The organism is Fluctibacter halophilus (assembly GCF_020687825.1).
Taxonomy (GTDB): Bacteria; Pseudomonadota; Gammaproteobacteria; order Enterobacterales; family Alteromonadaceae; genus Fluctibacter; species Fluctibacter halophilus.
Genome location: NZ_JAJEWP010000001.1, coordinates 1,009,031 through 1,032,822 on the forward strand (window position 1 = coordinate 1,009,031; position 23,792 = coordinate 1,032,822).

Consider the following 23,792-nt stretch of genomic DNA (forward strand, 5'->3'; position numbering starts at 1 on the left):
CTGATGGGCACCCTATAAAGTGAAAAGCCCATCGGGTGAGGAGAGGTAGATCAATGCTAGGATATGACGACAAGCGCAATTTTTTCCGCATGCTGCTCAATTCACCGTGCGAACTGAAGCTCAGTGATGATGAGTCTACGCGTACGGTCTCTGCGGTGTGTAAAGACATCAGTGCCACCGGCATGTCATTCGAACTGGATGAAGCGTCTGTAGAGATTGGTACCCGTATTACTGTGGCGATCGAATCTACCAGTAGTCAGATCCCGTCGTTGTCAGCCAGCGCCAAAGTGGTGCGCTGCGAATCGGTCAGCGACAACAGTTGTGTTATCGGTGTTGAAATCACCGAAATGACCTGAGTCGGTGTGGCCATCAGGCCACATGACATACCAACCCCTTGAGGTAATAGCCTTCCGGATAGGTGCTCAGCACCGGATGGTCCGGGGCTTGGCCCAGTCTTTCCAGGTAGTGGACGGTGCGTTTCGCATCCAATGCTGCATCGGCCACCACTTTATGAAAAAGCTCGGTAGGCATCAGCCCCGAGCAACTGAACGTCAGCAGTATGCCCCCCGGGTTTAACAGCCCCATCGCCAGACGATTAATGTCTTTGTAACCCCGGCAAGCACGGTTGAGGCTCGCTTTGCTGTCGACAAACTTGGGCGGGTCTAACACGATCATGTCAAAGGTTTTGCCGTCCTGTTGATAGCGTCGAAGCGCTTCGAACACATCCTCTTTGACCAGGCTGTACTGCTCGGGGTCAATGCCATTGAGTTGATGATTTTTGTCTGCGATCGCCAGCGCCAGGTCTGACACATCAATGTTGGTCACGTGGCTGGCACCGCCTTTCAGTGCGTAGCAACTGAAAGTACCGGTATAACTGAAACAGTTGAGTACGGTTTTGCCTTTTGCATAACGGGCTGCTGCAGCGCGACTGTCGCGCTGATCGAGGTAGAAGCCGGTTTTGTGACCCTCTTTCACATTGACCGTGATCGACACGCCGTTTTCTTCAATCTGCACGCTGTCCGGTATTTCCCCGTGCAGTGCCTGGGTCAACAAGGGCAAGCCTTCTTTTTCCCGCACCGCGACATCACTGCGCTCATAGATCACGCAGTCAGGAAAGGTCTTTTTCAATGCCCAAACGATCTTATCCCGATGTTTGTCTGCGCCGGCAGACAGCAATTGGCACACCAGCACATTGTCATAACGATCGATGGTGACACCGGGCAAGCCGTCGGCTTCCGCCGCAACAACCCGGTAGCCGGTGGCACCTGACTGCTCGAGTGCACTTTTTCTAAGCGTATTGGCGGCCTGGATGCGACGCAAAAAGAAGCCGTTGTCGATCACTTCGTTCTTGTCAAACGTCCATACCCTGACCTGAATTTGCGATTGGGGCGAATAGGCACCCCGAGCCAGCCATTGTCCGTCACTGCTGATCACATCAACGGTTTCACCGCTGCGCAAGCGCTTTTTCAGCGGCGCCAGAGCGCTGGCGAAAATCCAGGGATGCTGTCGAAGCAGAGATTTTTCACGTTTGGGTTGTAAAATGATTTGGCTGGACATACGTTTTCAACAAGGCTCCGTGAATGGGGCGTGGATTATACACATAGGACAGCGTAAATGGCGAAGGTTTGCAAACAGGCGTGGGTCAGCGGACAGGTGCAGGGGGTATTTTTCCGTGCTACAACCCGTGATATGGCGTTACGTTTTGGCGTCACCGGGTATGCAAAGAATCTATCCGATGGCCGGGTGGAAGTGGTTGCCTGCGGCGAGCAGGACAGTGTCGATGCACTGATGAATTGGCTGTGGGAGGGCTCGCAACAAAGCCAGGTCACGGATGTGATCAGCAAGGTTGTCAGCACGGTGAAACACCAGGGCTTTGAAATCCGATGATGCAATACATCGCCATAGCGCCTGACAGTCGTGCATTGAATATAGAGCACTGTCCAATCCCCGAGATCGCAGCGGATGACGTATTGATCAAGGTCAGTGCGTTCGGTGTCAACCGTGCTGATACACTGCAACGGGCAGGAAAGTATCCACCACCGCCCGGTGAAAGTGACATCCTGGGACTGGAAGTGGCCGGACAGATCGCCGCGTGCGGCGCGCAGGTCAGCGATTGGCAGACTGGCCAGCGCGTCATGGCGTTGGTCCCTGGTGGTGGCTACGCCCAGTACTGTCGGGTGAAAGCCTGTCATGTGCTGCCGATACCAGACGGTTTGACAGATGACGCGGCAGCAGGGTTGATGGAAGTGTTTCTGACCGCCTGGCAAAGCCTGATGTGGCTTGGTGAGCTTCGCCAGGGGCAACAGGTGCTCATTCACGCAGGTGCCAGTGGTGTAGGCCTGGCGGCAATCCAGCTAGCCAAGCGGGCAGGGGCCAGAGTGGCGGTGACTGCCTCCAGTGACGCAAAGCTGGCTGTGTGTCGGGACGCCGGTGCAGATTTGCTAATCAACTACAACACCGACGATTTTGTCGAGATTCTTCAGGCCGATGACTGGCAGGGCGTTAACTGCATTGTTGATGTGGTGGGCGGTGACTATCTGACCCGCAATATGCGTTGCCTGCGTCAGGACGGCTGTATCGTGCAATTGGCCATGCTGGGCGGACGGTTTGCACAATCCTTTGATATGGGGTTGTTGCTGCAACGACGTATCCGAATACAGGGCTCTACATTGCGCAGCCGCGATGATGACTACAAAGCGCGCTTGATCGCAGATTTCGGCCAATGTCTGGATGACTTCCGCGACGGACGGCTTACCGTTTCGCTCGAGGGGGTTGTGGCCCCAGCATGCGTTGATAATGTGCATCAACGCATGCTGAACAACCAAACTCAGGGTAAATGGGTGGCCAGCTGGGAGGCCTGATCAGCTTTGCGGATTGAAGCCGGTATCCTCGGGAAGGTTTGACTGTTCGGCGGCACTGCGGGCCAGCTCATCACAACGTTCATTTTGAGGGTGGCCACTGTGCCCTTTGACCCATTCCCAGCGCACCTGGTGACGCTGCACCTGTTCATCCAGGCGCTGCCACAGATCAACGTTTTTGACCGGTTTCTTATCCGCGGTGCGCCATTGCCGTTTGCGCCAGTTGTGGATCCATTGGGTAATGCCGTTTTTAACGTATTGACTGTCGGTGGTTAGCACCACATCGCAGGTCTCGTTCAAGGCGGCCAGGCCCTGGATCGCGGCCAGCAACTCCATGCGATTGTTGGTGGTTAACTGATAGCCCTGACTGAGTTCTTTGTGATGCTTGCCGTATTCCATCACCACACCGTAGCCGCCGGGGCCGGGGTTGCCGAGGCAGGAGCCGTCAGTATAAATATGCACTTTCTTCACCGTGCTGGTCTTCCCTTGTGTTTTTTCTGCGGACGGGCAGTATAATGGGGCTAACATCATAACGCACATAAGAATTTGCCATGCGACAGATTGTACTGGATACCGAGACCACCGGTATCGATCCCAAAGAAGGGCACCGGATCATCGAAATCGGCTGTGTTGAAATCGAAAACCGACGACTGACCGGCAATCACTATCACGTTTACATCAATCCACAGCGTATCGTTGAACAGGAAGCCATCGATGTGCATGGCATCACCAACGAGTTTTTGGCCGATAAACCGGTGTTTGCCGACATCGCGCAGGGCTTTGTTGAATTCATCAAAGGTGCCCAGTTAGTGATCCACAACGCCCCGTTCGATACCGGCTTTATGGATCATGAGTTTGCCATGGTGCCAGGGCTGAGTGTGACCACCGACAGTATCTGTGGTGTGCTCGACACATTGATGCTGGCAAGACAGATGCACCCTGGTCAGAAGAACAACCTGGATGCGTTGTGTAAACGCTATGGGATTGATAACTCTCACCGTGAATTGCATGGCGCGTTACTGGATGCGGAGATCCTGGCTGACGTCTACCTGATGATGACCGGTGGTCAGACCAAACTCAACCTGCATGGCAACAATGCCTCGGGACCGTCGGATCAGCAGGAGAGCATTCGTCGATTGAGCGCTGACAGAAAAGACCTAAAGATCATCCGTGCTACAGCCGATGAATTAGCACAGCATGAAAGTCGTCTCGACATAGTGGAAAAGGCAGGGGGCTCCTGTCTCTGGCGCCAACCATCATAGGAACGTATGCGGGTATTGTTTGGCCTGATAGGCCTTTTGGGATTTCCTTTGTGGGCTCAACAAGCCCCAACCACTGAAACACCTCCCCCCAAAGAGGTGTCGCCGATCCGTTCGCTGGGCGGTGACTACCATAACAGCATCAAACTGCTGCAAAACCGCTTTCGCATCGATTACCAGGTGGACGAAATTACCATGGTGTTCTTCCGTGAATACGGCAGTGCGCCGGTGGTGTTAGTGCGTCCTGATGGTTCAAAGATTTTCCAGAAAGATGCAAATGGCGTTGATCTGTTTTGGTATGACGCCTCTACGTACGACATGATCAGTATCAAAAATCCTGTCCCCGGCCCATGGCAGGCGGTTGGGCAAGTCTTGCCCGGCAGTCGGGTGATGGTGATCAGCGACATTCAACTGCATGCCGACCCGCTACCAGACATCATATTCTCCGGTGAGATCCTTAAACAGACGGCCTATCTGACCAATGGCGGAGAGCCCATTGACTATACCGAATTCAGGGACGTGGTTTCCCTCGATATCCGGCTGATCAGCACCAATAATCCCAATTTCAATAACTTCGGTGCGGATGCTCAAACCATTGCCACCTTTGAAGATAATGGTCGGGGCATGGATGAGAAGCCAATGGACGGTGTGTTTACCGGACAATTCAATCTGGCGGTACCCGACGGTGAATGGACGCCGGTGTTTGTGGTGACCACCCCTATGTTCACCCGTGAACAGGTCGATCCTAACCTGATGTTGTATCCAAATCCGATCAACATCAGTGTGCAACTGGACAGCGGCAATGAGGGATATCACAAGATATTGATCGATGCCGAACGCGAGTTTGTCGACATGGAGACGTTACTGATCGACGGCAAGATTCGCTTTCCCAACGGTGACGTGCAGAACTTTTCGTTGACCGAGTCATCACCGAATACCCGCGAGCACCAGATCATCAATTACGAATACGGTGTTTATCGGGTTAAGTTAACCGCCTACGGCAACACAACCTCAGGGCGTGATTTCATACTCGATGTGCCGGAATACACTTTCTTGGTCGATGCACCCGAACCAGAGTTGCCGCCAGCAGCAGAAGGGGCGGCTGACCAGGCAACGGGTGCGAATGGCGAGCAGAGCGGTGTGGATGCGGTAGTGACGGCTGAACCACAAAACATGGCTGGCGAAGACCCGCTGGCCCAAGCCATGCTGGAGCAGCAATCTGAGCAGGAGCAGGGCTTAGGTGGTGCCGCTTTGGCTGGCTGGATCATCGGCATCAACGTGTTTCTGGTGTTAGTGGGGGGCGGCGCCATCTGGTGGTTGCTGAGACCTAAACGGCCGGCAATGCCGACCAGTGAGCCCGGCACGCAGCAGCAACCACAGCAGGGCGCGGATAAACCCGCACTGATGGATCGGTTACGGGCATTGTGGCCATTCGGTAAAAAGCCCTCGCCCGAGCAAGCACCGGCTGAAAAGGAAAATAGCAAAGGCGGAAGCAAACTTAATTTATCCCTTCCGGAAGATGATTGATCAACAATTCATCGAATTGGCTAAATTAGCGGCAAACGCACGCCCATCGGGCCGTTTGGGGTAAAAAAGCGTGAAAAAGCGGTTGACTCACTTGCCCCTTCCTCGTATCATCTGCGCCGCAGTGAGGGACGTGGCAACCACTTGTTACTCCTAAACTGTTGAAAATGAAAGATTTTGTGGAGCGGTAGTTCAGTTGGTTAGAATACCGGCCTGTCACGCCGGGGGTCGCGGGTTCGAGTCCCGTCCGCTCCGCCACTTTCCTTCATTTTCGCACTTTGCATCAATCCGGAGCGGTAGTTCAGTTGGTTAGAATACCGGCCTGTCACGCCGGGGGTCGCGGGTTCGAGTCCCGTCCGCTCCGCCAGATGTGCAAAGTATCCCGATAACGTGGAGCGGTAGTTCAGTTGGTTAGAATACCGGCCTGTCACGCCGGGGGTCGCGGGTTCGAGTCCCGTCCGCTCCGCCACTTATCGACACAAGCCACCGTGAGGTGGTTTTTTTGTGCCTGTGGTTTATGCCATGCGCCATCCAGGATGTTGCTTTGGCTACCAGGATGGATGACCGCGCAGAGGCTGGCGCTGAATGTAACGCAGGCGGATCCCCAGCATCACCGCGGCACTGCTTAATCCAATTATGAATCCTACCCAAAACCCCGCAGCTTGCATGGGTTCTCCCCACCAGTCTGTAAGAGCCAGAATACAGCCGCTTGGCAGTCCTATCAGCCAATACGCAATGAATGTCAGGTAAAACATCACCCGGGTGTCTTTGTAACCACGCAGTGCACCGGCGGAAATGACCTGTACCGCATCAGAAAATTGGAACATGGCTGCCAGTAACATGAGCTTTCCGGCAATGGCGATCACAGCCATATCGGTGGTATACAACGCTGCAATATGACTGCGTGCCAGTATGGTCACTGACGCTGAGCATGCAGCAATGGCAAGGCTTAACCCCAATGCTGACTTAATGCTGTCTTTGGCGGCTTGAGGATCTTGCCGTCCCAACAACAAGGCTACCCGTATACTGGTGGCCATGCTGATGCTGAGTGGAAACATAAAGGTCAGTGACGAAAAGTTCAGGGCAATCTGGTGTGCAGCGACGGTGTTCGCACCAAAAGGGGACAACAACAACGCCACCACCGCAAACAGGGTCACTTCAAACAGGATAGTCATCGCAATAGGTAGCCCAAGGGCGACCAGCTTGCGTATGTAACTGACCGACGGGCGGTGCCATTGTTCAAACAACGGCATGGCGTTGAAATGGCGGCTGCGCAACACATAAAGGGCACTGAGAACGGCCATCACGACAAACACCAGTGAGGTGGCTATGCCACAACCTGCGCCACCGTATGCCTGCAGCGGGCCGTAGCCATAGATGAACGCGTAGTTGGCCGGAATGTTGACCAGCAGGCCAATTAACATGATCACCATGGTAGGCTTGGTCAATGACAGCCCCTCACAATGGTTACGTAACACCTGATAGAGGGCAAACGCGGGTGCGCCCAACAGAATGTACGTGACATAGTCTACCGTAATGGTCAGTAGCGTCTCGCTCATGTCCATTAAGCCCAGCAGATCCGGTACAAAAGGGATCAATAACCACATGGCAAATCCCAACAACACACTGAGGTAACCCATCTGCTGGGTCGCGTTGGCCATGCGATCCTGCTGTTGTTCGCCATTGAGACGGGACACAATCGGCGGAAGTGCCATGATCAGACCCTGGATAAAAAACAGTGCAGGCAGCGTGACACTGAAGCCGATAGCAACAGCAGCCATGTCATTGGCGGTGTAACGGCCTGACATGATGGTGTCGCACACCCCCATCAGGGTTTGGGTGACCTGGGCAATCAGCAGGGGCCAGGCTAACGTTACCAGCGCGCGTAATTCATGTTTTACCGTGGTGGACATGTTTGTACCGTCAGCGTGAGAAAGGTTGAATGTTGACCTGGCTACCAGCTTCAACATGCGTCACATCTGCGTCGATCACAATGTAGCAATTGGCGTTGGCGATCGAGTGCATAATCCCGGAACCCTGTTTGGGCAGTGGTGTGGCGCACAGGTTGCCTTGCTCGTCGTTGTGCAGTCGGGCACGAACAAACTCCTGACGTCCGGCACGCCGGTTTATGGGGGTTACCAATCGCGCGGTCCAGTTCAGTGGAGGCCACTGAGATTGTCCTGCCAGGGTGTTTAACACCGGAAGGACCAACTGCTCAAAGGTCACATAGCTGGAAACCGGGTTGCCCGGTAAACCGCAAAACCAGGCGTTGCCCAGCTTACCGAAAGCAAAGGGTTTACCTGGCTTGATCGCCAATTTCCACACATACAATTCACCCAATTCACGGACCATCTCTTTGACCAGATCGGCCTGACCGACGGACACGCCACCACAACTGATGACCACATCACTGTCAGACATGGCCGATTGAAGGGCATTGCGCAGCGCAGTTGCATCGTCACCGATGATCCCGCCATCAATGACGTCGACACCTGCACGGTTTAACAAGGGGATCAATGCACTGCGATTGGATTCGTAGATTTGTCCTGGAGCCAAGGGGGAGCCCGGCGCGACCAGTTCATCACCGGTCGCTAACACCGTGACCCTTGGTTTGCGATACACACTGACCGTTGCCAATCCCAGCGAAGCCAGCATCGCCAGATCCGCTGGATTCAGGCGGCGCCCTTTGGCGAGTATTCGTTGTCCTTTTTGCAAATCATCGCCTTGAGGGCGAACGTGTTGGCCTGGTTGGATTGCTTCGGTACAACGCAGCGTGGTGCCCGATAAGCTGGCATTCTCAACCATGACCACGGTGTCAGCACCCTCGGGGAGTAGCGCGCCGGTAGTAATGGTGACACATTGTCCCGGCAACAAGGGCGTGTTGTAAGGGTGTCCGGCCAGGCTTTGGCCAACATGCTCGAAGGTTCGGGTATCTGTCGTGTCAGCATAGCGCAGGGCAAAACCATCCATCGCGCTATTGGTTGCTGGCGGTACATCCATCGGGCAAAGCACATCCTCGCTGAGGACGCGCTGATCGGCGTCCAGTACCGTGATGACTTCTTGATCCTTCAACGGATGAATGTTGGCCAGCATTACCTGCAATGCAGCATCAAGGGACTGGAGGTTCGGATTGTCACAGTGTTGCATGGTGTACCTCACTGAACAGAGACAGCTTCAACGGTATAACCACTCGCCTGAAGCTGTGTCAGTATGCTGTCGGGGCCGGCCAGGTGCATGGCACCGACCAGTACAAATTCTATATCCGGATCCTCAAGCATGGCCAGGATCTGAGGCATCCAGTCGCGGTTCCGATCGACGATCAGGGTTGCGTATATCGCCGGAAAGGCGTCCCGCATAGGGTCGATACTGATTGCCGCCAAGCCTGGCATATCACCGGAACGCCAGGTTGATTTCATGGTTTTCAGCGTGCTCGGCAACTGTTTAATGTCATCCAGTGTATACCGGATCAGCGCATCGTCGTCGTCATTGGCCATGCTGGCGATAAAGGCCAGTTGTTGTTGTGGTGACTCCAACCAGTCAATGTCTTTGCCATCGTGTTGTGCGCGCTGATGAAAATGGTTGTCGACACCTTCCTGGGTCAGTCCCAGACGCTGAAATTCTACCATGCTCATGGACAATGCCATCAACCCCGGTTTGTAGTGTTTCACCGCATCAAAGGGAACGTTGCGCTGGGCGAAAAATGCCCGCAGCAGGTTGAGCGTCTCAGGGCTGAGGGATTGTTCAATACTGCGTCCCGCCGGGTAGGTCAGTTGCCGTTGCATGGAAGCCTGAAATGCCGGGCTTTGTAACGCACTCATATCCGTTTCGAATACCAAATTATCCGCCTGGCGATAAACATGATCATAGGCATCAGGTAAAGGATAATCCTGTTCGGCTAACAGGTGCATGGTTCCACCGATGTAAAGGTGATGATCCCCGTCACTGACCTTCCACACGGATGTTTTTGCCTGTACCGCAGACCCGACACACACCAGCACACACAGACTTAAGCCTTTGAACAACCAACCCACGAAACCCTTCCTTTATTCGTTAAAACGTGCGGCGCTCACTCTACACAAATTAGCCGGTAAAGCACACTGCCCAAACCGAGATGAAGTAAATAGTTGTTAAAAAAACGGTTTCTGGTCGTCACAGAGGGGCTGTCAACGGACAATATTTAGACGATTTGATTACTACAATCTTGTTTTTACTCCCATTACTCATAAATCAAAAAAAATAGTTGTTTAAAATCAGTCGGTTATATTTGTTGTCGACCGTTAACGTATTGATTTACTTCAGGTTTACTAAGCCTTCACAGAATGGCTACAACATCCTGCTGATTTTTGCGCCATAACAAAGGAGCAGGGGAGCCCACTTAATCAATGGGTGAACCTGTATCCGGGGGATTACCCCCACACCGTTAATGGCGACAGGAGAAATAACCATGAAACGTTTACTCGTGATGATTGGGGTCTGCTTTATGCAAAACGCGATGGCCAATAGTGATGGCGGGAAATATCACTTTGTCGGCGACCTACGCTATGCCGATTTTTGTAAGGCCGTGGTTGAGGATGATGTGTCCATGATGCGCCGGGCGTTAGGGCGCAAGATTGGTACGGTGGCTGAATCCCGCAAAGGGGTTCTGCGACTGCTCACCTCTGACAGTGGCATGACATGCAACGGCCGCAGCCTGATTGATTTCACCCGACAACGGGAGGCAATGGCGATCCATGCGTATCTGCAACGTATGCAATAGCCGTGAAGCGCGCGTATTCTCACCGGTAATGAGAAGGCTAACAGGGCGTTGGCGTGTTCCATTGCCATGCACTGTGTACAAATATCGGGCACCGAAACTGTGCATCAACGCACTTTTTTGAACAGATGGTCTGCTCAGTGGGGAACGCGTAAAAACATAACATATTGATAATAATGAAAAATTAAAAATGGCACGGCGGATGCAATACTCTTCGCGTCTGCACACACAGTGCGTCAAACACAATAATAATAATACCTGCACCGATAAGGTCAGACCGGCGAATCGTCGGATTACAGTAAGGCAAACTCCCCGTATTGACTTTCGTGTCCTGGGACAATACGGGGCTTTTCTTGCCTGCCATTGTGCTCTACAGTGTTGCCTCTTTTAAACGAGATACCACATGGAGCATCAACATGGATACAGTTACGCCCATCAACTACATTGAAATTCCCTGTACAGATCTGGCCCGCAACAAGCAATTTTTTCATCAGGCATTTGGATGGACCTTTACCGATTACGGCGAAGAATATGCTGCGGTAAACAATGCCGGTATTGATGCCGGGCTGTTTCAGGCGCCACAAAGTGCACACACCGACAACGGTAGTGTCTTGGTTGTGTTGTATCAGGCCGATTTAGAGCGTGCACTTGCTCAGGTCGAACAAGCCGGTGGCAACGTGATCAAGCCGATTTTCTCATTTCCGGGCGGTCGTCGCTTTCAGTTTGCGTGTCCGGGTGGCTCGGAACTCGCGGTCTGGAGTGATCAGTAACGAGAGGCGGGTGTTTGCAGAGCTGCAAACACCCTGTTGGGGTCGCCGTTGGTGCTGGTTTAGCGGTCTGACAGTTCGTCTGCGCTCAGAAAACCGTCTTTGTTGGTATCCAGCTCTTCAAACTTGGCTGCCAGAGCGGCATCCTGTGCGGCTTCTTCGGCACTGACTTTGCCGTCTTCATTCGCATCCAACTGGGTCAACACATCAGCACGGGCCACAGTGGCGGCAGATGTCAGCAAAAACAGGGTAAGGGCTACATAACGTTTCATAATGAATTCTCCTTGAATGATGGTTACGGGTAATTAGTCGCTGCGCTTGGCCATTTCCGACGCTGTCAGATAGCCATCCTGGTCGCTGTCCAGCTTGGCGAATACGGCGGCAAGGCCGGCATCTTTGGCGGCTTCTTCGACACTGACTTTACCGTCTTTGTCGGTATCCAGCGCTTTCATGGCATCTTGTTCTGCGTAGGCATTCAGTGCGAGTAGGGCAGTAGCTGCCATCATCAGTTTTTTCATGATTTTCTCCTTGTGATAAACGTACCGTCGATAAGTAAACGAAGGTCGCTTGGTCTATTACAGGGACCATGCCAACTTTGAAATAATCAATAAAAACAGATAGATAAGATGGTATTTTGTGGGATGTTAGGTGACGCGTCGCGATCTGTGGGGTAAAACCCCCTCAGAGTGTCTTATTTAACAGACAGATCTGGAGGGGGCAAAGCATAACGTCTATAAATCAATGAGTTATACCGATTCCAAACGTATACACCGAGCGTCAGGCCGGCCGATTGGCGATCCACAAGGTCTGATAGGGATGTAAGGTCAGGCTGGGATCATCCAGTGAAATGGCGCTGTCGGTTATCAGGTCGACCCAGTGATCGGTGCCTATCAAATTGATGTCAGACAAATGAATATCCTGGTTCTCATCTGATACGTTACTGATACAAAAGATGCTTTGGCGACGATCGATGCTTTGCCGCCAGAACCCGAACACGGCATCACCCAACTGCAGCGTAAATTGGGTCGCATTGGGATGAAACGCAGGTTGCTGAGTACGCACCTGCATTAAGCTTTGTAAGCGGCTTAGCACTTTGTGATGCGTTGAAACAGGGTCTGCCAGGGCACTTTGCAGCGCCTGATAGTCCCAGCGGTGCCGGTTAATGGAGCGGTTGTGGCTGGTGTTTTTGACTTTTTCATAGTCATTCTGAGTGCCCAGCAGGGAATGAATATAAATGCCGGGGATCCCTTCCATGCCTAACATGATGGCGTGGGCGCAAATCATTCGTTCCAGTCCCCATTTATCCGCACCGCGCACCGTACCCTGCAGCGCATCGTACAGTGCGATGTTGATCTCATACGGTTGTTGTTGACCACTGGCGGCGGTGCGCCAGGAAACCAGGCCGCCAAATTGCTGCATGGTAGACAGTAAGGTATTGAGTTCGATTTCACTCAGTAGTCCCTCAACCGGACGCAAACCAATGCCATCATGGGACGCAATAAAATTGAAATAGGTGGTGCCGTTCTGGGCCGGCGGCATGCTCATCATCCAGTTTTTCAAATGCTGGCAATTGCCGGTGATCAGGGTGTTAACCAACAGGGGGGGTAATGAAAAGTTATAGATGGCATGGGCTTCATTGGCATTACCGAAGTAGGTCAGGTTTTCACGGTTGGGAATGTTGGTTTCAGTGATCAACACGGCACTGGAACGGGCGTGTTCAACCAGTGTGCGCAACAACCTGACCACTTCGTGGGTTTGCGGCAGGTTGATGCACGGCGTGGTGATGTCCTTCCATAAAAAAGCGACTGCATCAAGGCGAAAGATGTCGACACCCATGTCCAGGTACTGGCGCATGATACTGACAAAGGTGGTCAGTACCGCAGGATTACGAAAATCAAAGTCGACCTGATCATGGCTGAAGGTGCACCAGACATATTGGGTGCCAGATGCGGTCTGGGTTTCACGCAACAGTTCCGAGGTGCGCGGCCTGACCACGGATGACAGATCATCCTGAGGGCTGGCCGTCATGAAGAAGTCATGCCCAATCCCTTCGCCTTTGATGAAATTATCAAACCAGACGCTGCGCGACGAACAGTGATTGATCACCACATCGGCCATCAGACGGAATTCACTGGCAATCCCCTGAATATCCTGCCAGTCGCCGAGGGCTTCATTAACACTGGAGTAGTCAATCACCGCAAAACCATCATCCGAGCTGTAAGGAAAAAATGGCAAGATGTGCACGCCATTGAGGTAGCCTTTGGCGTAGCGGTGCAAAAAGTGATGCAGCGTATGTAACGGATGCTCGTCTTCTTCCAGCAGGCTGTCACCATAGGTGATCAGGATGATGTCCTCCTGTGACCAGTGGTTCTGATGCGGCACCGGCTCATTGTAGGGATGATCCAGTCGCATGGTTGCCAGCAGGTCCGTTGCCAGTGCACCGGTATCGACATCCATGCCGGCGTAGATGGTGTCCAGATGGTGCAGCACTTTATCGTGCAGGGTCGGTGACGGTTGGGTACTCATGGGCTTACCCCCTGAATTCCAGGTAGTCTTCTTCCACGGCGTTTTTCAGCCGCTCTAAAATGTCTGGCGCGGCGCTGACAACGCGGTTCCAGGACGGAATGAACGGTGTTTCCATGGGATTGTCGAGGAAACTTTGTCCGGCTTTCATAATGTTCTGAGCAAACATTTCTACCGCTTTTTCTTCATTATGGATATCCAGCTTGAGGCCGTTCATAACCGCGTCGTTGTGATAGGTTTCAATAAAATCCAGCGCGATGCGGAAGTAGGTTGCCTTCAGTGAGCGAAAGGTTTCACTTGAAAAGGTTTGCCCCTGGGTGGCGAGCTTGCGAAACAAGGCTTTGGTGATATCAATGGACATCTTTGATAACCCGCCTTGATCATTGTGCAGCGACAAATCCTGGTGTTTATGATCATAGGTTTTGGCGATGTCGACCTGGCACAGGCGGTTGTGGCTATAGTTACGGTGCATTTCTGACAATACACCGATTTCCAATCCCCAGTCGCTGGGTATACGAATGTCGTTGAGTACGTCGCGGCGAAACGAAAACTCCCCCGCCAGTGGATAGCGGAAGCTGTCCATGAATTCCAGGTATTCACTTTCGCCCACGATACGTTTTAACGCCCGCAACAACGGGGTTACCAGAAGTCGTGAAACGCGGCCATTGATCTTGCCGTCTGCAACCCGGGCGTAATAGCCCTTACAGAATTCGTAGTTGAAATTGGGGTTGGCCACCGGGTAGATCAAACGGGCCAACAAGTGCCTGTCATAGGTGAGGATGTCACAATCATGCAGTGCGACGGACTCTGCTTTACCACTGGCCAGGATATAGCCCATGCAATACCAGACATTCCGCCCTTTGCCGAGTTCTTTCGGGGCCAGACCCAGTTCAGCCAGTTCGGCATCGATGGCTTTCAGTCTCGGACCGTCGTTCCACAGAATACGGTGATGTTGTGGCAGGGTGTCAAAGAATTTCAGTGCGTACTGATACTGCGCTTGATCAGCACGATCCAGTCCGATCACGATTTGTGACAAGTAGGGGACTTGGGCAATGTTCTGAATAATATTACTCAATGCCGGTCCTTCCAGTTCGGAAAACAATGAGGGTAACAACACCGCCATCGGTCGTTTACGGGAAAAGGACAGCAACTCTTCTTCAAGGTCTTCAATGGGGCGCTCATCCAGGTTGTGTAGAGTGGTGACCACACCGTTTTGGTAAAAATCTGCCATAAAGCCTCCTAGACCTGTTGTTCAAGCAGTTGAGTTAACATTTCGTTCCAACCCGCCGGGCCTTCCAGCGTGCTGGTTAAACAATGGGGATGTCCTTGTACCGTCGGCGGTGGGTTAACCGGCGACAGGATCCGAATGGCGACGTCCGCCGCCTGTAGCATGGCGATGTCATTGTTGCCATCACCCAGGGCAATGCTGCGGCAGGGTTTGTGCGGATACTGGCGGCGCCATTCCTGCATAAACCAACGCAGCGCCTGACCCTTATTGCAATCACCTGACACATGGATAAAGCGACCGCCTTGCAGTGGGGTGGCGCCATTTTGGCGCAAGTCGTCCATGAACTGCTGTTTTTGTTGTTCGCTACCGCGCCAAAGTACCGGCTCACCGTACTGACGCTGCGCCGCCAGTGCCGCTTGGGCGGGACTCAGACCGGTAGCAGCCACGATGTCATCCAGGCTCATATCGCTAAAACCCACAAAGCTGTCGGGATACCGTTCTTTGACCTGACGCAATAAATTGGTCCAGTAGTGTTTACGGGAACAAAACTGGTGCACCCAATGATCATCCTGCCATTGGGTGCCAGGGGGTTTTTGCTCAAAAAAACCATGGGGAATATGAATTGCGGCGCCATTTTCAACACAAAATGGCCCGTCGAGTCCGAGCGTTTCACGCAGCACGCGCATTTCTGCGTAGGTTTTACTGGTGTTGGGGATGACTGGAATGCCCAACTGTTTTAGCCTGTTCAGCATGGGTATGGCGGCATCCATGCTGTAGGTATGGTGATCCAGCAAAGTACCGTCCATGTCGGTGAATACTACGAACTCGGTCATTTAGTCCTTTCCCCTTTGGTGACAACTGTTGATGTGACGATGGGTATTCAGGCTGTATACCCAGTCGCAATGGAATGGCAAGGTGGCCAGACCGTGTTCCGTGAGTCGCTGATAGTGTTGAATGAACCGTTTCACCTGTTCAGCGCTCATGATGCCGGGAGCATCCGATCCCATGCGTGCCGCGAGCTTGTGTTCCTGCTCCAGTCGCCATTGGTAGATACAGGCAAATGACGGTGCTTTTAGCATGACCCAATGATCCATATGGGCATACAACGGTACGTAATCGGTGGCTAATACCTGGTTAACGTAGCGGCGCCATACACCGTTTGGATCTTCTTCGGCCTCCAGTGCATTGACGGGTTGCAACAGGGCATTGGCTGTTTGCGGGCGAACGCCCCAACACCATCCTTCAAACAATACAATGTCGGCGTGTGAGCAATGGGACCATTGTTGCCGTGGCACTGGATCATCCATCGATTTGTCAAATCGCGGCAGGGCCACGTCGGTGCTGTCACGTAACGCCATCAGCACATCGGCCATACTCTTGGTGTCGTGGGTGCCCGGCACACCGCGGGTAGCTAGCAGTGGATGAACGGTACGGGCCAGTTCAGCCCGTTGCTGGCGTGACAAGTAAAAGTCATCCAGCGACAGGTTGGCGACCGAGAGACCGCAGCGACGGCTAAAGTAATCGCTCAGAAACGCGGTCAGGGTTGATTTCCCTGACCCCTGTGCACCGTTAACACCAACGAAAAGGGGGCCGTTTGCACTATCATGGTGCACTTCAATCTGCTCCGCCAAGGGAATGAACCATTTTTGCGCAGTGTGTATAAATGACTGATCTAATGCATTTTTTTCAGCAAACTCATTAAGCATAGTGGGTGTTCCTGAGCAATTTTGCACCACAATTAACGGCATTATGTAAGAGTAGCATCAACATATGTGCCAGGGTGGTTGTGCAGTGACATGACAAACAGGTTCACAGTGTTGGGTGGATTAGCGTATGCTTAAGCCTGAACATAAATGAAATGATCGGGCCTTTTGCCCGGTCAAACAGACAATCTCCGAGCCTGTGTACCTACGTTGTTATCAATACGGTGGGCAGGCCGAGTGCCCTGGCGCTCCAGGGTTGGAAGAGAAATCGACCAGCCTCCCGGTACTGTTAGGCAGTACACATTTGGAAAGGTGATTAATCATGCTACAAGACCCCTATGGCAGGCGTTTCCATTATCTGCGCCTGTCTGTCACGGACGTATGTAATTTCCGCTGTGATTATTGCTTGCCGGATGGCTACGAAGGCGATGGCCCCTCGGGCTTTTTAAGCGTGCCTGAAATCGAACGGTTGGTCAGAGGCTTTGCTGCAGAAGGCACCCGTAAACTTCGTATCACCGGTGGAGAACCCTCGCTGCGTAAAGATCTCGGCGCGATCCTGTCCCGTTGCCGCGCGATCGACGGTATTGAAAAGCTGGCCATTACCACCAACGGTCATCGATTGGCCAGGCATCTGCCGATGTGGCGCGATGCAGGGGTGGATCAAATCAATATCAGTATCGATAGCCTAGATGCGCGGGTCTTTCACCGCATCACCGGTCATGATCAGTTACACCAGATCCTGCAAGCCATCGAGCAGGCACTGGCCATGGGCTTCAAGATTAAAGTGAACGCCGTACTGATGCGCGGGGTTACCGAACAGGGCATGACGGACTGGTTAGGGTGGCTCAAGCAGACGCCGGTAACATTACGCCTGATTGAACTGATGGAAACCGGCGATCATGGGCGTTTTTTCAATCAGTACCATACCTCAGGTGAGCCGTTGTTATTGGATTTGCTGTCGCGGGGATGGACACGTCAGGACCGTACGCTGGATGCGGGCCCGGCGATTGAGCTGAGCCATCCCGAGTACGCGGGACAAATGGGCTTTATCCTGCCTTACAGTAAAGATTTCTGCACTACCTGTAATCGTTTACGGGTATCGGCTACCGGCGATCTGCACCTGTGCTTGTTTGCCGAGCAGGGATTGTCTCTGCGCGATTACCTGCAACAGGACGATACCACTGAGTTACGCCATGCGCTGCGACGCTTATTGCAGGATAAAGGCGCCAAACACTGGCTGGATGAGGGCAAGACCGGGGCTACCCGACACCTGGCCATGATCGGTGGCTGACACCATGTTAGTTGATGGCATTGTATTGTGTGGGGGCAAATCCTCACGGATGGGACAGAACAAAAGTACATTAGCGTTTGGCGCGATGTCCTGGCGGCAGTGGAGTGCAGTGCGTTTACGCGAGGCGGGTGTGCAACAGGTCTGGTTCAGTGGTCATTCCGGCTCAGAGGGGATCCCGGACCAGTATCCTCACGGCGGCCCAGTTTGTGCAATCACCAGCTGTATTCAGGCCCGGGCAGGGCATGTCGATGGTTTGTGCATTGTGCCGGTTGATATGCCCATGCTGAGTGTATCAAGCCTTAAGCACCTGATAGGGTATGGGGTGCAATCGGGCGAACCGTGTCATTTCAGCCACCATCCGATGCCGCTGTACCTACCACTAACACCCGCGTCAGGGCTGCATGAGCAGAGACCTGACAACCTGATAAATCATTCTCTCAAGGCGTGGCTGAGTTCTCTGTCAGCGCGCCAAGTTGCTTTTCAGGGTGATGACACAGAACTGGTCAATATCAACACCCCGCAGGCACTAAAACAATGGAAGCCCTATTTACAGGAGGAACACCATGTCGGCTGACACATCGATGAAACCACTCAATATCGCGGTATTGACGGTTTCTGATACCCGAACCCTTGAAACCGATACGTCGGGACAATACCTGGTCGACACATTGCAAGATGACGGGCACCGATTGGCGAAACGGCAGTTGTGTGTTGATGATAAATATCAGATGCGCGCGATCGTGTCTGACTGGATAGCCGATCCGGCCATTCAGGTTATCCTGGTGACCGGTGGCACAGGATTTACCGACCGCGATTCAACCCCTGAAGCGCTGGCGGTGTTGTTTGACAAGACCGTTGACGGATTTGGTGAACTGTTTCGGGCGATTTCCTACCAGGAAATCGGTACCTCTACGGTACAATCCCGTGCGATAGCGGGGATTGCCAACCATACCGGTATATTCTGTCTGCCGGGCTCAACCGGCGCGTGCAAAACCGCCTGGCAGGGGATCCTTCACAGCCAACTGGACAGTCGGCATCGTCCGTGTAATTTTGTTGACCACTTCAGCTCGGGGGATGGGGCATGACGCAACACAGCCCTTTTACTCACCTCAATGAGCAGGGTGAGGCCAACATGGTCGACGTATCCGACAAAGCCGTCACCGTGCGGGAAGCCGTAGCGCAAGCCCGCGTTTTCATGGCGCAGGCAACCTTTGACCTGTTGCAACAGGGGCAGCATGCCAAAGGCGACGTGCTGGCTGTGGCTCGCATTGCCGGCATACAGGCGGCCAAACGCTGTGCCGATCTCATTCCTTTGTGTCATCCGTTAATGTTGAGCAAAGTGGATGTGGATTTTACTTTGCAGCCAGAACAGCATTGTCTGGCTATCCGCGCCCGCTGCAAGCTGTCGGGCCAGACCGGTGTCGAAATGGAAGCCCTGACGGCGGTCTCCGTTGCCGCGCTGACCGTGTACGACATGTGCAAAGCGGTCGACAAGCACATGCGCATCGACGACATCAAAGTGGTTAAGAAGCAGGGGGGCAAACAGGATTTTGATGTCTCGGACAACGGAGTGGCAGATGATTAAAGTACTGTTTTTCGCTCAATTGAAAGACGTGTTGGGCACCGGCCAACTGGAAATCGACGAACCGATCAATGACGTCGCAGCGTTACGTCGCACATTACAGGCGCGCGGCGAACTCTGGTCAGAATACCTGTCTGCACAACGGGCACTGGTTGCGGTTAACCAAACCATTGCCCATGAAGATACCCGCATTGGTCCTAACGACGAGGTGGCCTTTTTCCCACCGGTAACCGGAGGCTAGGCCAGCGTGACAATTTCAGTGTCAGTATCAACGCAGGTATTGGACATACAGCAACTCTCGGCAGCGCTGCAAACGGCGAGTCTGGGAAAATGTGGGGCATTGGTGACCTTCACCGGCCTGGTGCGTGACTTTTCTACCTTGTCCAATGTCGACGCCCTGAGCCTGGAGCACTATCCCGGTATGACCGAACGGGCCATGGCAGCGCTGGCTGAGCAGGCCAAGGACCGCTGGGCAGTCGAACATGTGGTGGTGTGTCACCGCGTGGGTGAGATGCAATCCGGTGATGTGATAGTGTTTGTCGGCATTGCCAGTGCCCATCGCGCAGCGGCGTTCGATGCAGCTCAATTTATCATGGATCAGCTAAAGACCTGCGTGCCATTGTGGAAGAAAGAGCGCAGTAATGGTCAGTGGCACTGGACGGCGCAAAAAGACAGTGATCGCAGCCAGGCAGCACGCTGGAGCGCACCTTCTGGCAACGGCGACTAGGTGTTAGCGATCAACACCGCGCGCAAGGGGGCGGGATAGCCCTCGATGGTTTTGTTAGGATCCGTCGGATCGAGGAAATCTTGCAGTGATTGTCCGGTCATCCACTCGGTACTGCGTTGTTCCTGCACCGAGGTCTGATCCACATCCACCACGCGGATGTTTTTAAAGCCGACCCGCGCCATCCATACCGTTAATGCGGCGGTACTGGGCAGATACCACACATTCCGCATCTGTGCATACCGCTCGCCAGGCATGAACACTGTCTGCTCATCACCCTCGACCACCAGGGTTTCCAGCACCAGTTCTCCCCCCGGGCGCAATTGGGCTTTCAACTGATGCAGAAAGTCGATCGGACTTCGGCGATGGTACAGCACGCCCATCGAAAACACCGTGTCAAAACCCCGTAATTCCGGTAACTGCTCGATACCCAATGGCACCAGATGGATGCGGGGATCGGGATTGAAGCGTTTGATGGCCTGAAATTGGATCAGAAACAATTGGGACGGATCGGCGCCGACCACCAGGCTGGGATCCTGTGCCAGCATACGCCACATGTGATAGCCGCTGCCACAGCCTACATCAAGCACACGCCGCTGGGTGAGGGGGCTGATATGGGGAGCTACCCGATCCCATTTCCAGTCGGAACGCCATTCTGTGTCGATGTGCACATCGTGAATAAAAAACGGCCCTTTGCGCCAGGGCTGGAACTGCATCAACAACCCCTTGATCTGACGTTGGGTGTAGTCATCGATATCGTCAGCACTGCCAAAGCGCACCTCGGGATCGAGTTGGATCGATGTCGGCTCTGTGGCGGGCAACTTGTCAATCAGCTTGACCCATTTGGAAAACTCGCCGTGCAGTTGCTCTCGTTGCCACTGACTGATAGCAGCAGGCAATGTTTCAAGCCAATGTTGCAGCGGTGATGATGTCAGCGAACGGTAAAGGCCCTGAAACCATTCATTCATCGCCTGACTCCCCCTTGATTGCCATCATCGACAGAAAATTGTAGCACTGGAACCATACGCTTGGCTGTTCAAAGCCGAGCCGGGTGAGGCGGTCGAGGTGGGTCTGCAGGCTGTCCAGACGCATGACATTTTCCAGTGCTGTGCGTTTCTGGCTGATTTCCAGTTCGCTGTAGCCGTTGCGACGTTTAAATTCATGGTGCAGATCCACCCAGGCATCATTGGTACAGGGATGGGGATGATTAACCTTTTCAGACAGGATCAGCAAACCTCCGGGTAACAGCGCATCGTAGAGGCGCTGCAACAGATCCTGGCGTACCTCTGGTTCAACGAACTGCAGGGTAAAGTTCATCACAATGACACTGGCTGGCTCAAAGTCCACATCGAGGATGTCCTGACACACAACGGTGACCGGGGTTGGCGTTTTAAAAGCTTCCACATGCAAACGACAGCGTTCGACCATCGGTTGCGAGTTATCAATGCCAATGATGCGGCATCCGTCTGTCGAAACGTAACGACCCATCGACAGGCTCGCGCCTCCCAGGGAACAGCCCAAATCATACAGTGCGCTGTCAGGTTGGGAGAAACGTGCGGCCAGTTGTCCGATCCCGTCGATAATGGTGGTATAACCGGGTATCGAGCGTTGGATCATGTCGGGAAACACTTCCGCCACGCGCTGATCGAAACGAAAGTCTTCCACTTCCGGGTGCGGGTGTGCGTAGAGGGCGTCGGTGGGTTGATGCATATACAATGGTGTCTTGATTCTGGTGGCGCAATTCTACCCGCGCAGACTCGGGCGCGCAAATCCACCAGCGCGACGAGAATTGTTGTTAACCGCATGAAAACACTTCAATACCTGACATATTCATACTAGTCTGTAAGCACGGAGTGACATTGAAAGGAAGCCGCCATGGCCAGATTTCTGATTGCTGATGACCATCCTCTATTCCGCGAAGCCTTGATTGGTGCACTGACGCCACACTTTGAGCCCGCGTCATTTGTCGAGTCCGACTCGCTGGCGACAACGCTGGCTGCGCTGGATAATGACAGCATTGACGTCATACTGCTGGATCTGAACATGCCCGGGTGTGAAAACTATTACGGCGTTATCAGGGTTCATCAGGAGCACCCAGCGATCCCGATCATTGTTGTGTCTGCCAGTGAGTCGAATGAGGTGATTTCGTACGTTATGGGCCTGGGGGCCTGTGGCTTTGTGCCCAAATCGACACCGACGGCGACCATCGCTGAAGCAGTCCGCCTGGTGATGAGCGGTGAACAATGGCTACCGCCGGAACGTGCTGATGACATTCAGGACGTTGGTGCAGAGCAACGCAGCATTGCTGAAAAAGTCGCTCAGCTAACGCCCAAACAATTCAAAGTCCTGAAACTGTTGCAGGCCGGTTTGCTCAACAAGCAGATCGCCGGTGAATTATTTGTCACAGAAGCAACGGTGAAAGCGCATATCAGCGCCATTTTTAAGAAGCTCGACGTGAATACGCGCACACAGGCGGTATTGCTGGTCGAAAAACTGCAACACGAACTGTAACGACAATAGGAGTCCCATGTCGTCATTGATTGACCCAACCCTACCGCTGGTGGATTTACACCGCCATCTGGATGGCAATATTCTGGCCCCTCGTATTTGGTCGCTGGCCCAACAGCACGGGATCGATATCGGCGCAACCAGCCTTGAAGAAGTGTACGCCATTACCCAAATCCAGGATAAGACCAGTGATTTGCTGGCGTTTCTGGCCAAACTTGATGTAGGGGTCTCGGTGCTTGCCGATTTGGACGCCTGTCGACAGGTGGCCTATGACAACATGCTGGATGCACGGGACAGTCAGTTGGACTACGTCGAGTTACGGTTTTCGCCCTATTACATGGCCAAAGCGTTTGATTTGCCCATGGCCGCATTGGTCGAAGCCGTCATCGATGGTGTTAACACCGGCAGTCGCGAAACCGGGGTTAAGGCCAACCTGATTGGTATCCTCAGCCGCACCTTTGGTGCTGCCACCTGTATGGCTGAACTCGATGCATTGCTCGTACACCGTGAGCACATTTGTGCGCTGGATTTGGCCGGTGATGAACTGGGCTACCCCGCACCACAATTTGTTGAACACTTCAGCAAGGCCAGGGACGCGGGCTGGCAGGTTACGGTTCACGCCGGTGAAGCCGACGGTCCCCAGAGTGTCTGGAATGCCATCGAATTGTTGGGAGCACAGCGAATTGGTCATGGTGTTGCTGCAGCAAGTGATCCTGCATTGATGGCATATATGGCAAAAAATGACATCGCGATTGAGTCCTGCCCGACGTCCAATTATCAAACCGCGACAGTGTCAGACCTGACCAACCATCCTATGGCAAAATTTATTGAAAATGGGTTATGCGTAACCCTCAATACCGACGACCCTGCGGTATCCAACATTACCCTGGCCGGCGAATACCAGGTTGCCCATGAGGTGTTGGGGTTAAGCCGAGAAACATTGCACCGTGTGCAGCGCAACGGTGTCACAGCGGCGTTCCTGTCAGCGGCGGAAAAGCAAGCCCTGTTGATGGCGAAGGCGCGCTAACCGGGGAATAGCACTAAGGGTGCCCCTCTGGCACCCGTGTCGTAC

28 protein-coding genes, 3 tRNA genes and 1 riboswitch are annotated in these 23,792 nt (G+C 53.4%); of the genes, 18 read left to right on the forward strand and 13 right to left on the reverse strand.

Translation table 11 applies throughout. The features are described 5' to 3' along the window. Nucleotides 1-53: 53 nt before the first annotated feature. Nucleotides 54-356, forward strand: coding sequence for a PilZ domain-containing protein (locus tag LJ739_RS04630; RefSeq protein ID WP_229157456.1), 303 nt, complete (start codon nucleotides 54-56; stop codon nucleotides 354-356). A 13-nt stretch (nucleotides 357-369) separates the two neighbouring features. Here LJ739_RS04630 and LJ739_RS04635 read toward each other — a convergent pair whose 3' ends face one another. Next, nucleotides 370-1,557 carry a class I SAM-dependent rRNA methyltransferase gene (locus LJ739_RS04635; protein ID WP_229157458.1) on the reverse strand — a complete coding sequence of 396 codons (1,188 nt, stop codon included), beginning with the start codon at nucleotides 1,555-1,557 and terminating at the stop codon, nucleotides 370-372. Between the two features lie 57 nt (nucleotides 1,558-1,614). On the opposite strand from LJ739_RS04635, the gene yccX reads away from it, so the two are divergent. Further along, complete coding sequence (gene yccX / locus LJ739_RS04640) at nucleotides 1,615-1,887, forward strand: acylphosphatase (RefSeq protein WP_229157460.1); 273 nt, start codon at nucleotides 1,615-1,617, stop codon at nucleotides 1,885-1,887. After that, nucleotides 1,884-2,861, forward strand: a complete 978-nt coding sequence (locus tag LJ739_RS04645; protein ID WP_229157463.1) for an NAD(P)H-quinone oxidoreductase — start codon at nucleotides 1,884-1,886, stop codon at nucleotides 2,859-2,861. The genes yccX and LJ739_RS04645 overlap by 4 nt, the downstream gene beginning before the upstream one ends. Here LJ739_RS04645 and rnhA read toward each other — a convergent pair whose 3' ends face one another. After that, a complete protein-coding gene (rnhA, locus tag LJ739_RS04650) occupies nucleotides 2,862-3,386 on the reverse strand; it encodes a ribonuclease HI (RefSeq protein ID WP_407646738.1) in 525 nt (174 codons plus the stop codon). Between the two features lie 23 nt (nucleotides 3,387-3,409). Here rnhA and dnaQ point away from each other — a divergent pair, with 23 nt between their 5' ends. The 5 genes from dnaQ (at nucleotide 3,410) to LJ739_RS04675 (ending at nucleotide 6,110) form a co-directional block, all read left to right on the forward strand. After that, the gene (gene dnaQ, locus LJ739_RS04655; RefSeq protein WP_229157467.1) at nucleotides 3,410-4,120 is read left to right on the forward strand and encodes a DNA polymerase III subunit epsilon; all 711 of its coding nucleotides are present in this window, start codon (nucleotides 3,410-3,412) and stop codon (nucleotides 4,118-4,120) included. Nucleotides 4,121-4,126: 6 nt separating this feature from the next. Further along, entirely contained in the window at nucleotides 4,127-5,644 is a 1,518-nt protein-coding gene (locus LJ739_RS04660) for a TIGR03503 family protein (protein ID WP_229157470.1), read from the forward strand. 178 nt (nucleotides 5,645-5,822) lie between these two features. Beyond that, a tRNA-Asp gene (locus LJ739_RS04665) sits at nucleotides 5,823-5,899 on the forward strand. Between the two features lie 32 nt (nucleotides 5,900-5,931). Continuing rightward, nucleotides 5,932-6,008: transfer RNA gene (locus tag LJ739_RS04670), tRNA-Asp, on the forward strand. A 25-nt stretch (nucleotides 6,009-6,033) separates the two neighbouring features. After that, nucleotides 6,034-6,110: transfer RNA gene (locus LJ739_RS04675), tRNA-Asp, on the forward strand. A 79-nt stretch (nucleotides 6,111-6,189) separates the two neighbouring features. Here the strand turns inward: LJ739_RS04675 and LJ739_RS04680 are convergent. From LJ739_RS04680 to LJ739_RS04690, 3 genes are read right to left on the reverse strand one after another with little or no spacing between them, the layout of a single operon-like run. Then, a complete protein-coding gene (locus tag LJ739_RS04680; RefSeq protein ID WP_229157472.1) occupies nucleotides 6,190-7,554 on the reverse strand; it encodes an MATE family efflux transporter in 1,365 nt (454 codons plus the stop codon). Nucleotides 7,555-7,564: 10 nt separating this feature from the next. Further along, nucleotides 7,565-8,788 carry a molybdopterin molybdotransferase MoeA gene (gene moeA / locus LJ739_RS04685; RefSeq protein ID WP_229157474.1) on the reverse strand — a complete coding sequence of 408 codons (1,224 nt, stop codon included), beginning with the start codon at nucleotides 8,786-8,788 and terminating at the stop codon, nucleotides 7,565-7,567. A gap of 8 nt (nucleotides 8,789-8,796) precedes the next feature. After that, on the reverse strand, nucleotides 8,797-9,672 hold the full coding sequence (locus LJ739_RS04690) for a TraB/GumN family protein (protein ID WP_229157476.1): 876 nt from the start codon (nucleotides 9,670-9,672) through the stop codon (nucleotides 8,797-8,799). Nucleotides 9,673-10,085: 413 nt separating this feature from the next. Between LJ739_RS04690 and LJ739_RS04695 the strand changes: the two genes are divergently transcribed. Both LJ739_RS04695 and LJ739_RS04700 read left to right on the forward strand, forming a co-directional pair. Next, nucleotides 10,086-10,397, forward strand: a complete 312-nt coding sequence (locus LJ739_RS04695; protein WP_229157478.1) for a DUF3718 domain-containing protein — start codon at nucleotides 10,086-10,088, stop codon at nucleotides 10,395-10,397. Nucleotides 10,398-10,810: 413 nt separating this feature from the next. Further along, complete coding sequence (locus tag LJ739_RS04700) at nucleotides 10,811-11,164, forward strand: VOC family protein (protein WP_229157481.1); 354 nt, start codon at nucleotides 10,811-10,813, stop codon at nucleotides 11,162-11,164. A 59-nt stretch (nucleotides 11,165-11,223) separates the two neighbouring features. Here the strand turns inward: LJ739_RS04700 and LJ739_RS04705 are convergent, their stop codons facing one another. The 6 genes from LJ739_RS04705 to LJ739_RS04730 form a co-directional block, all read right to left on the reverse strand. Beyond that, on the reverse strand, nucleotides 11,224-11,433 hold the full coding sequence (locus tag LJ739_RS04705) for a hypothetical protein (RefSeq protein WP_229157483.1): 210 nt from the start codon (nucleotides 11,431-11,433) through the stop codon (nucleotides 11,224-11,226). Nucleotides 11,434-11,466: 33 nt separating this feature from the next. After that, the gene (locus LJ739_RS04710; RefSeq protein WP_229157485.1) at nucleotides 11,467-11,679 is read right to left on the reverse strand and encodes an EF-hand domain-containing protein; all 213 of its coding nucleotides are present in this window, start codon (nucleotides 11,677-11,679) and stop codon (nucleotides 11,467-11,469) included. 259 nt (nucleotides 11,680-11,938) lie between these two features. Beyond that, on the reverse strand, nucleotides 11,939-13,687 hold the full coding sequence (locus tag LJ739_RS04715; protein ID WP_229157487.1) for a sugar phosphorylase: 1,749 nt from the start codon (nucleotides 13,685-13,687) through the stop codon (nucleotides 11,939-11,941). 4 nt (nucleotides 13,688-13,691) lie between these two features. Continuing rightward, complete coding sequence (locus tag LJ739_RS04720; RefSeq protein ID WP_229157489.1) at nucleotides 13,692-14,915, reverse strand: glycosyltransferase family protein; 1,224 nt, start codon at nucleotides 14,913-14,915, stop codon at nucleotides 13,692-13,694. An 8-nt stretch (nucleotides 14,916-14,923) separates the two neighbouring features. Continuing rightward, on the reverse strand, nucleotides 14,924-15,745 hold the full coding sequence (locus LJ739_RS04725) for an HAD-IIB family hydrolase (protein ID WP_229157491.1): 822 nt from the start codon (nucleotides 15,743-15,745) through the stop codon (nucleotides 14,924-14,926). Next, a complete protein-coding gene (locus LJ739_RS04730) occupies nucleotides 15,746-16,618 on the reverse strand; it encodes a kinase (RefSeq protein ID WP_229157494.1) in 873 nt (290 codons plus the stop codon). It lies immediately after the preceding gene. 174 nt (nucleotides 16,619-16,792) lie between these two features. After that, a riboswitch (molybdenum cofactor riboswitch) is annotated at nucleotides 16,793-16,946 on the forward strand. Here LJ739_RS04730 and moaA point away from each other — a divergent pair. The 6 genes from moaA to LJ739_RS04760 all read left to right on the forward strand — a co-directional run bounded on the left by moaA (nucleotide 16,938) and on the right by LJ739_RS04760 (nucleotide 20,215). Continuing rightward, nucleotides 16,938-17,906 carry a GTP 3',8-cyclase MoaA gene (moaA, locus tag LJ739_RS04735; protein ID WP_229157495.1) on the forward strand — a complete coding sequence of 323 codons (969 nt, stop codon included), beginning with the start codon at nucleotides 16,938-16,940 and terminating at the stop codon, nucleotides 17,904-17,906. (Overlaps the previous riboswitch by 9 nt.) Nucleotides 17,907-17,910: 4 nt before the next feature. Next, the gene (gene mobA / locus LJ739_RS04740) at nucleotides 17,911-18,480 is read left to right on the forward strand and encodes a molybdenum cofactor guanylyltransferase (RefSeq protein ID WP_229157497.1); all 570 of its coding nucleotides are present in this window, start codon (nucleotides 17,911-17,913) and stop codon (nucleotides 18,478-18,480) included. After that, on the forward strand, nucleotides 18,470-18,991 hold the full coding sequence (gene moaB, locus LJ739_RS04745; RefSeq protein ID WP_229157499.1) for a molybdenum cofactor biosynthesis protein B: 522 nt from the start codon (nucleotides 18,470-18,472) through the stop codon (nucleotides 18,989-18,991). Before mobA ends, moaB begins: the two co-directional genes overlap by 11 nt. Then, nucleotides 18,988-19,491, forward strand: a complete 504-nt coding sequence (moaC, locus tag LJ739_RS04750) for a cyclic pyranopterin monophosphate synthase MoaC (protein ID WP_229157501.1) — start codon at nucleotides 18,988-18,990, stop codon at nucleotides 19,489-19,491. Before moaB ends, moaC begins: the two co-directional genes overlap by 4 nt. Continuing rightward, nucleotides 19,484-19,729, forward strand: a complete 246-nt coding sequence (gene moaD, locus LJ739_RS04755) for a molybdopterin converting factor subunit 1 (RefSeq protein WP_229157503.1) — start codon at nucleotides 19,484-19,486, stop codon at nucleotides 19,727-19,729. Before moaC ends, moaD begins: the two co-directional genes overlap by 8 nt. 6 nt (nucleotides 19,730-19,735) lie before the next feature. Next, nucleotides 19,736-20,215, forward strand: coding sequence for a molybdenum cofactor biosynthesis protein MoaE (locus tag LJ739_RS04760; RefSeq protein WP_229157505.1), 480 nt, complete (start codon nucleotides 19,736-19,738; stop codon nucleotides 20,213-20,215). Here LJ739_RS04760 and cmoB read toward each other — a convergent pair. Together cmoB and cmoA are read right to left on the reverse strand one after the other, a co-directional pair. Further along, on the reverse strand, nucleotides 20,212-21,180 hold the full coding sequence (cmoB, locus tag LJ739_RS04765; protein ID WP_229157507.1) for a tRNA 5-methoxyuridine(34)/uridine 5-oxyacetic acid(34) synthase CmoB: 969 nt from the start codon (nucleotides 21,178-21,180) through the stop codon (nucleotides 20,212-20,214). The two genes, LJ739_RS04760 and cmoB, sit on opposite strands and share 4 nt — an antisense overlap. Next, entirely contained in the window at nucleotides 21,173-21,922 is a 750-nt protein-coding gene (gene cmoA, locus LJ739_RS04770; RefSeq protein ID WP_229157510.1) for a carboxy-S-adenosyl-L-methionine synthase CmoA, read from the reverse strand. The genes cmoB and cmoA overlap by 8 nt, the downstream gene beginning before the upstream one ends. Before the next feature lie 165 nt (nucleotides 21,923-22,087). Here cmoA and LJ739_RS04775 point away from each other — a divergent pair, with 165 nt between their 5' ends. Both LJ739_RS04775 and add read left to right on the forward strand, forming a co-directional pair. Then, nucleotides 22,088-22,723, forward strand: coding sequence for a response regulator transcription factor (locus LJ739_RS04775; protein WP_229157512.1), 636 nt, complete (start codon nucleotides 22,088-22,090; stop codon nucleotides 22,721-22,723). A 25-nt stretch (nucleotides 22,724-22,748) separates the two neighbouring features. Continuing rightward, a complete protein-coding gene (gene add / locus LJ739_RS04780) occupies nucleotides 22,749-23,747 on the forward strand; it encodes an adenosine deaminase (protein WP_229159432.1) in 999 nt (332 codons plus the stop codon). Nucleotides 23,748-23,792 lie beyond the last annotated feature (45 nt).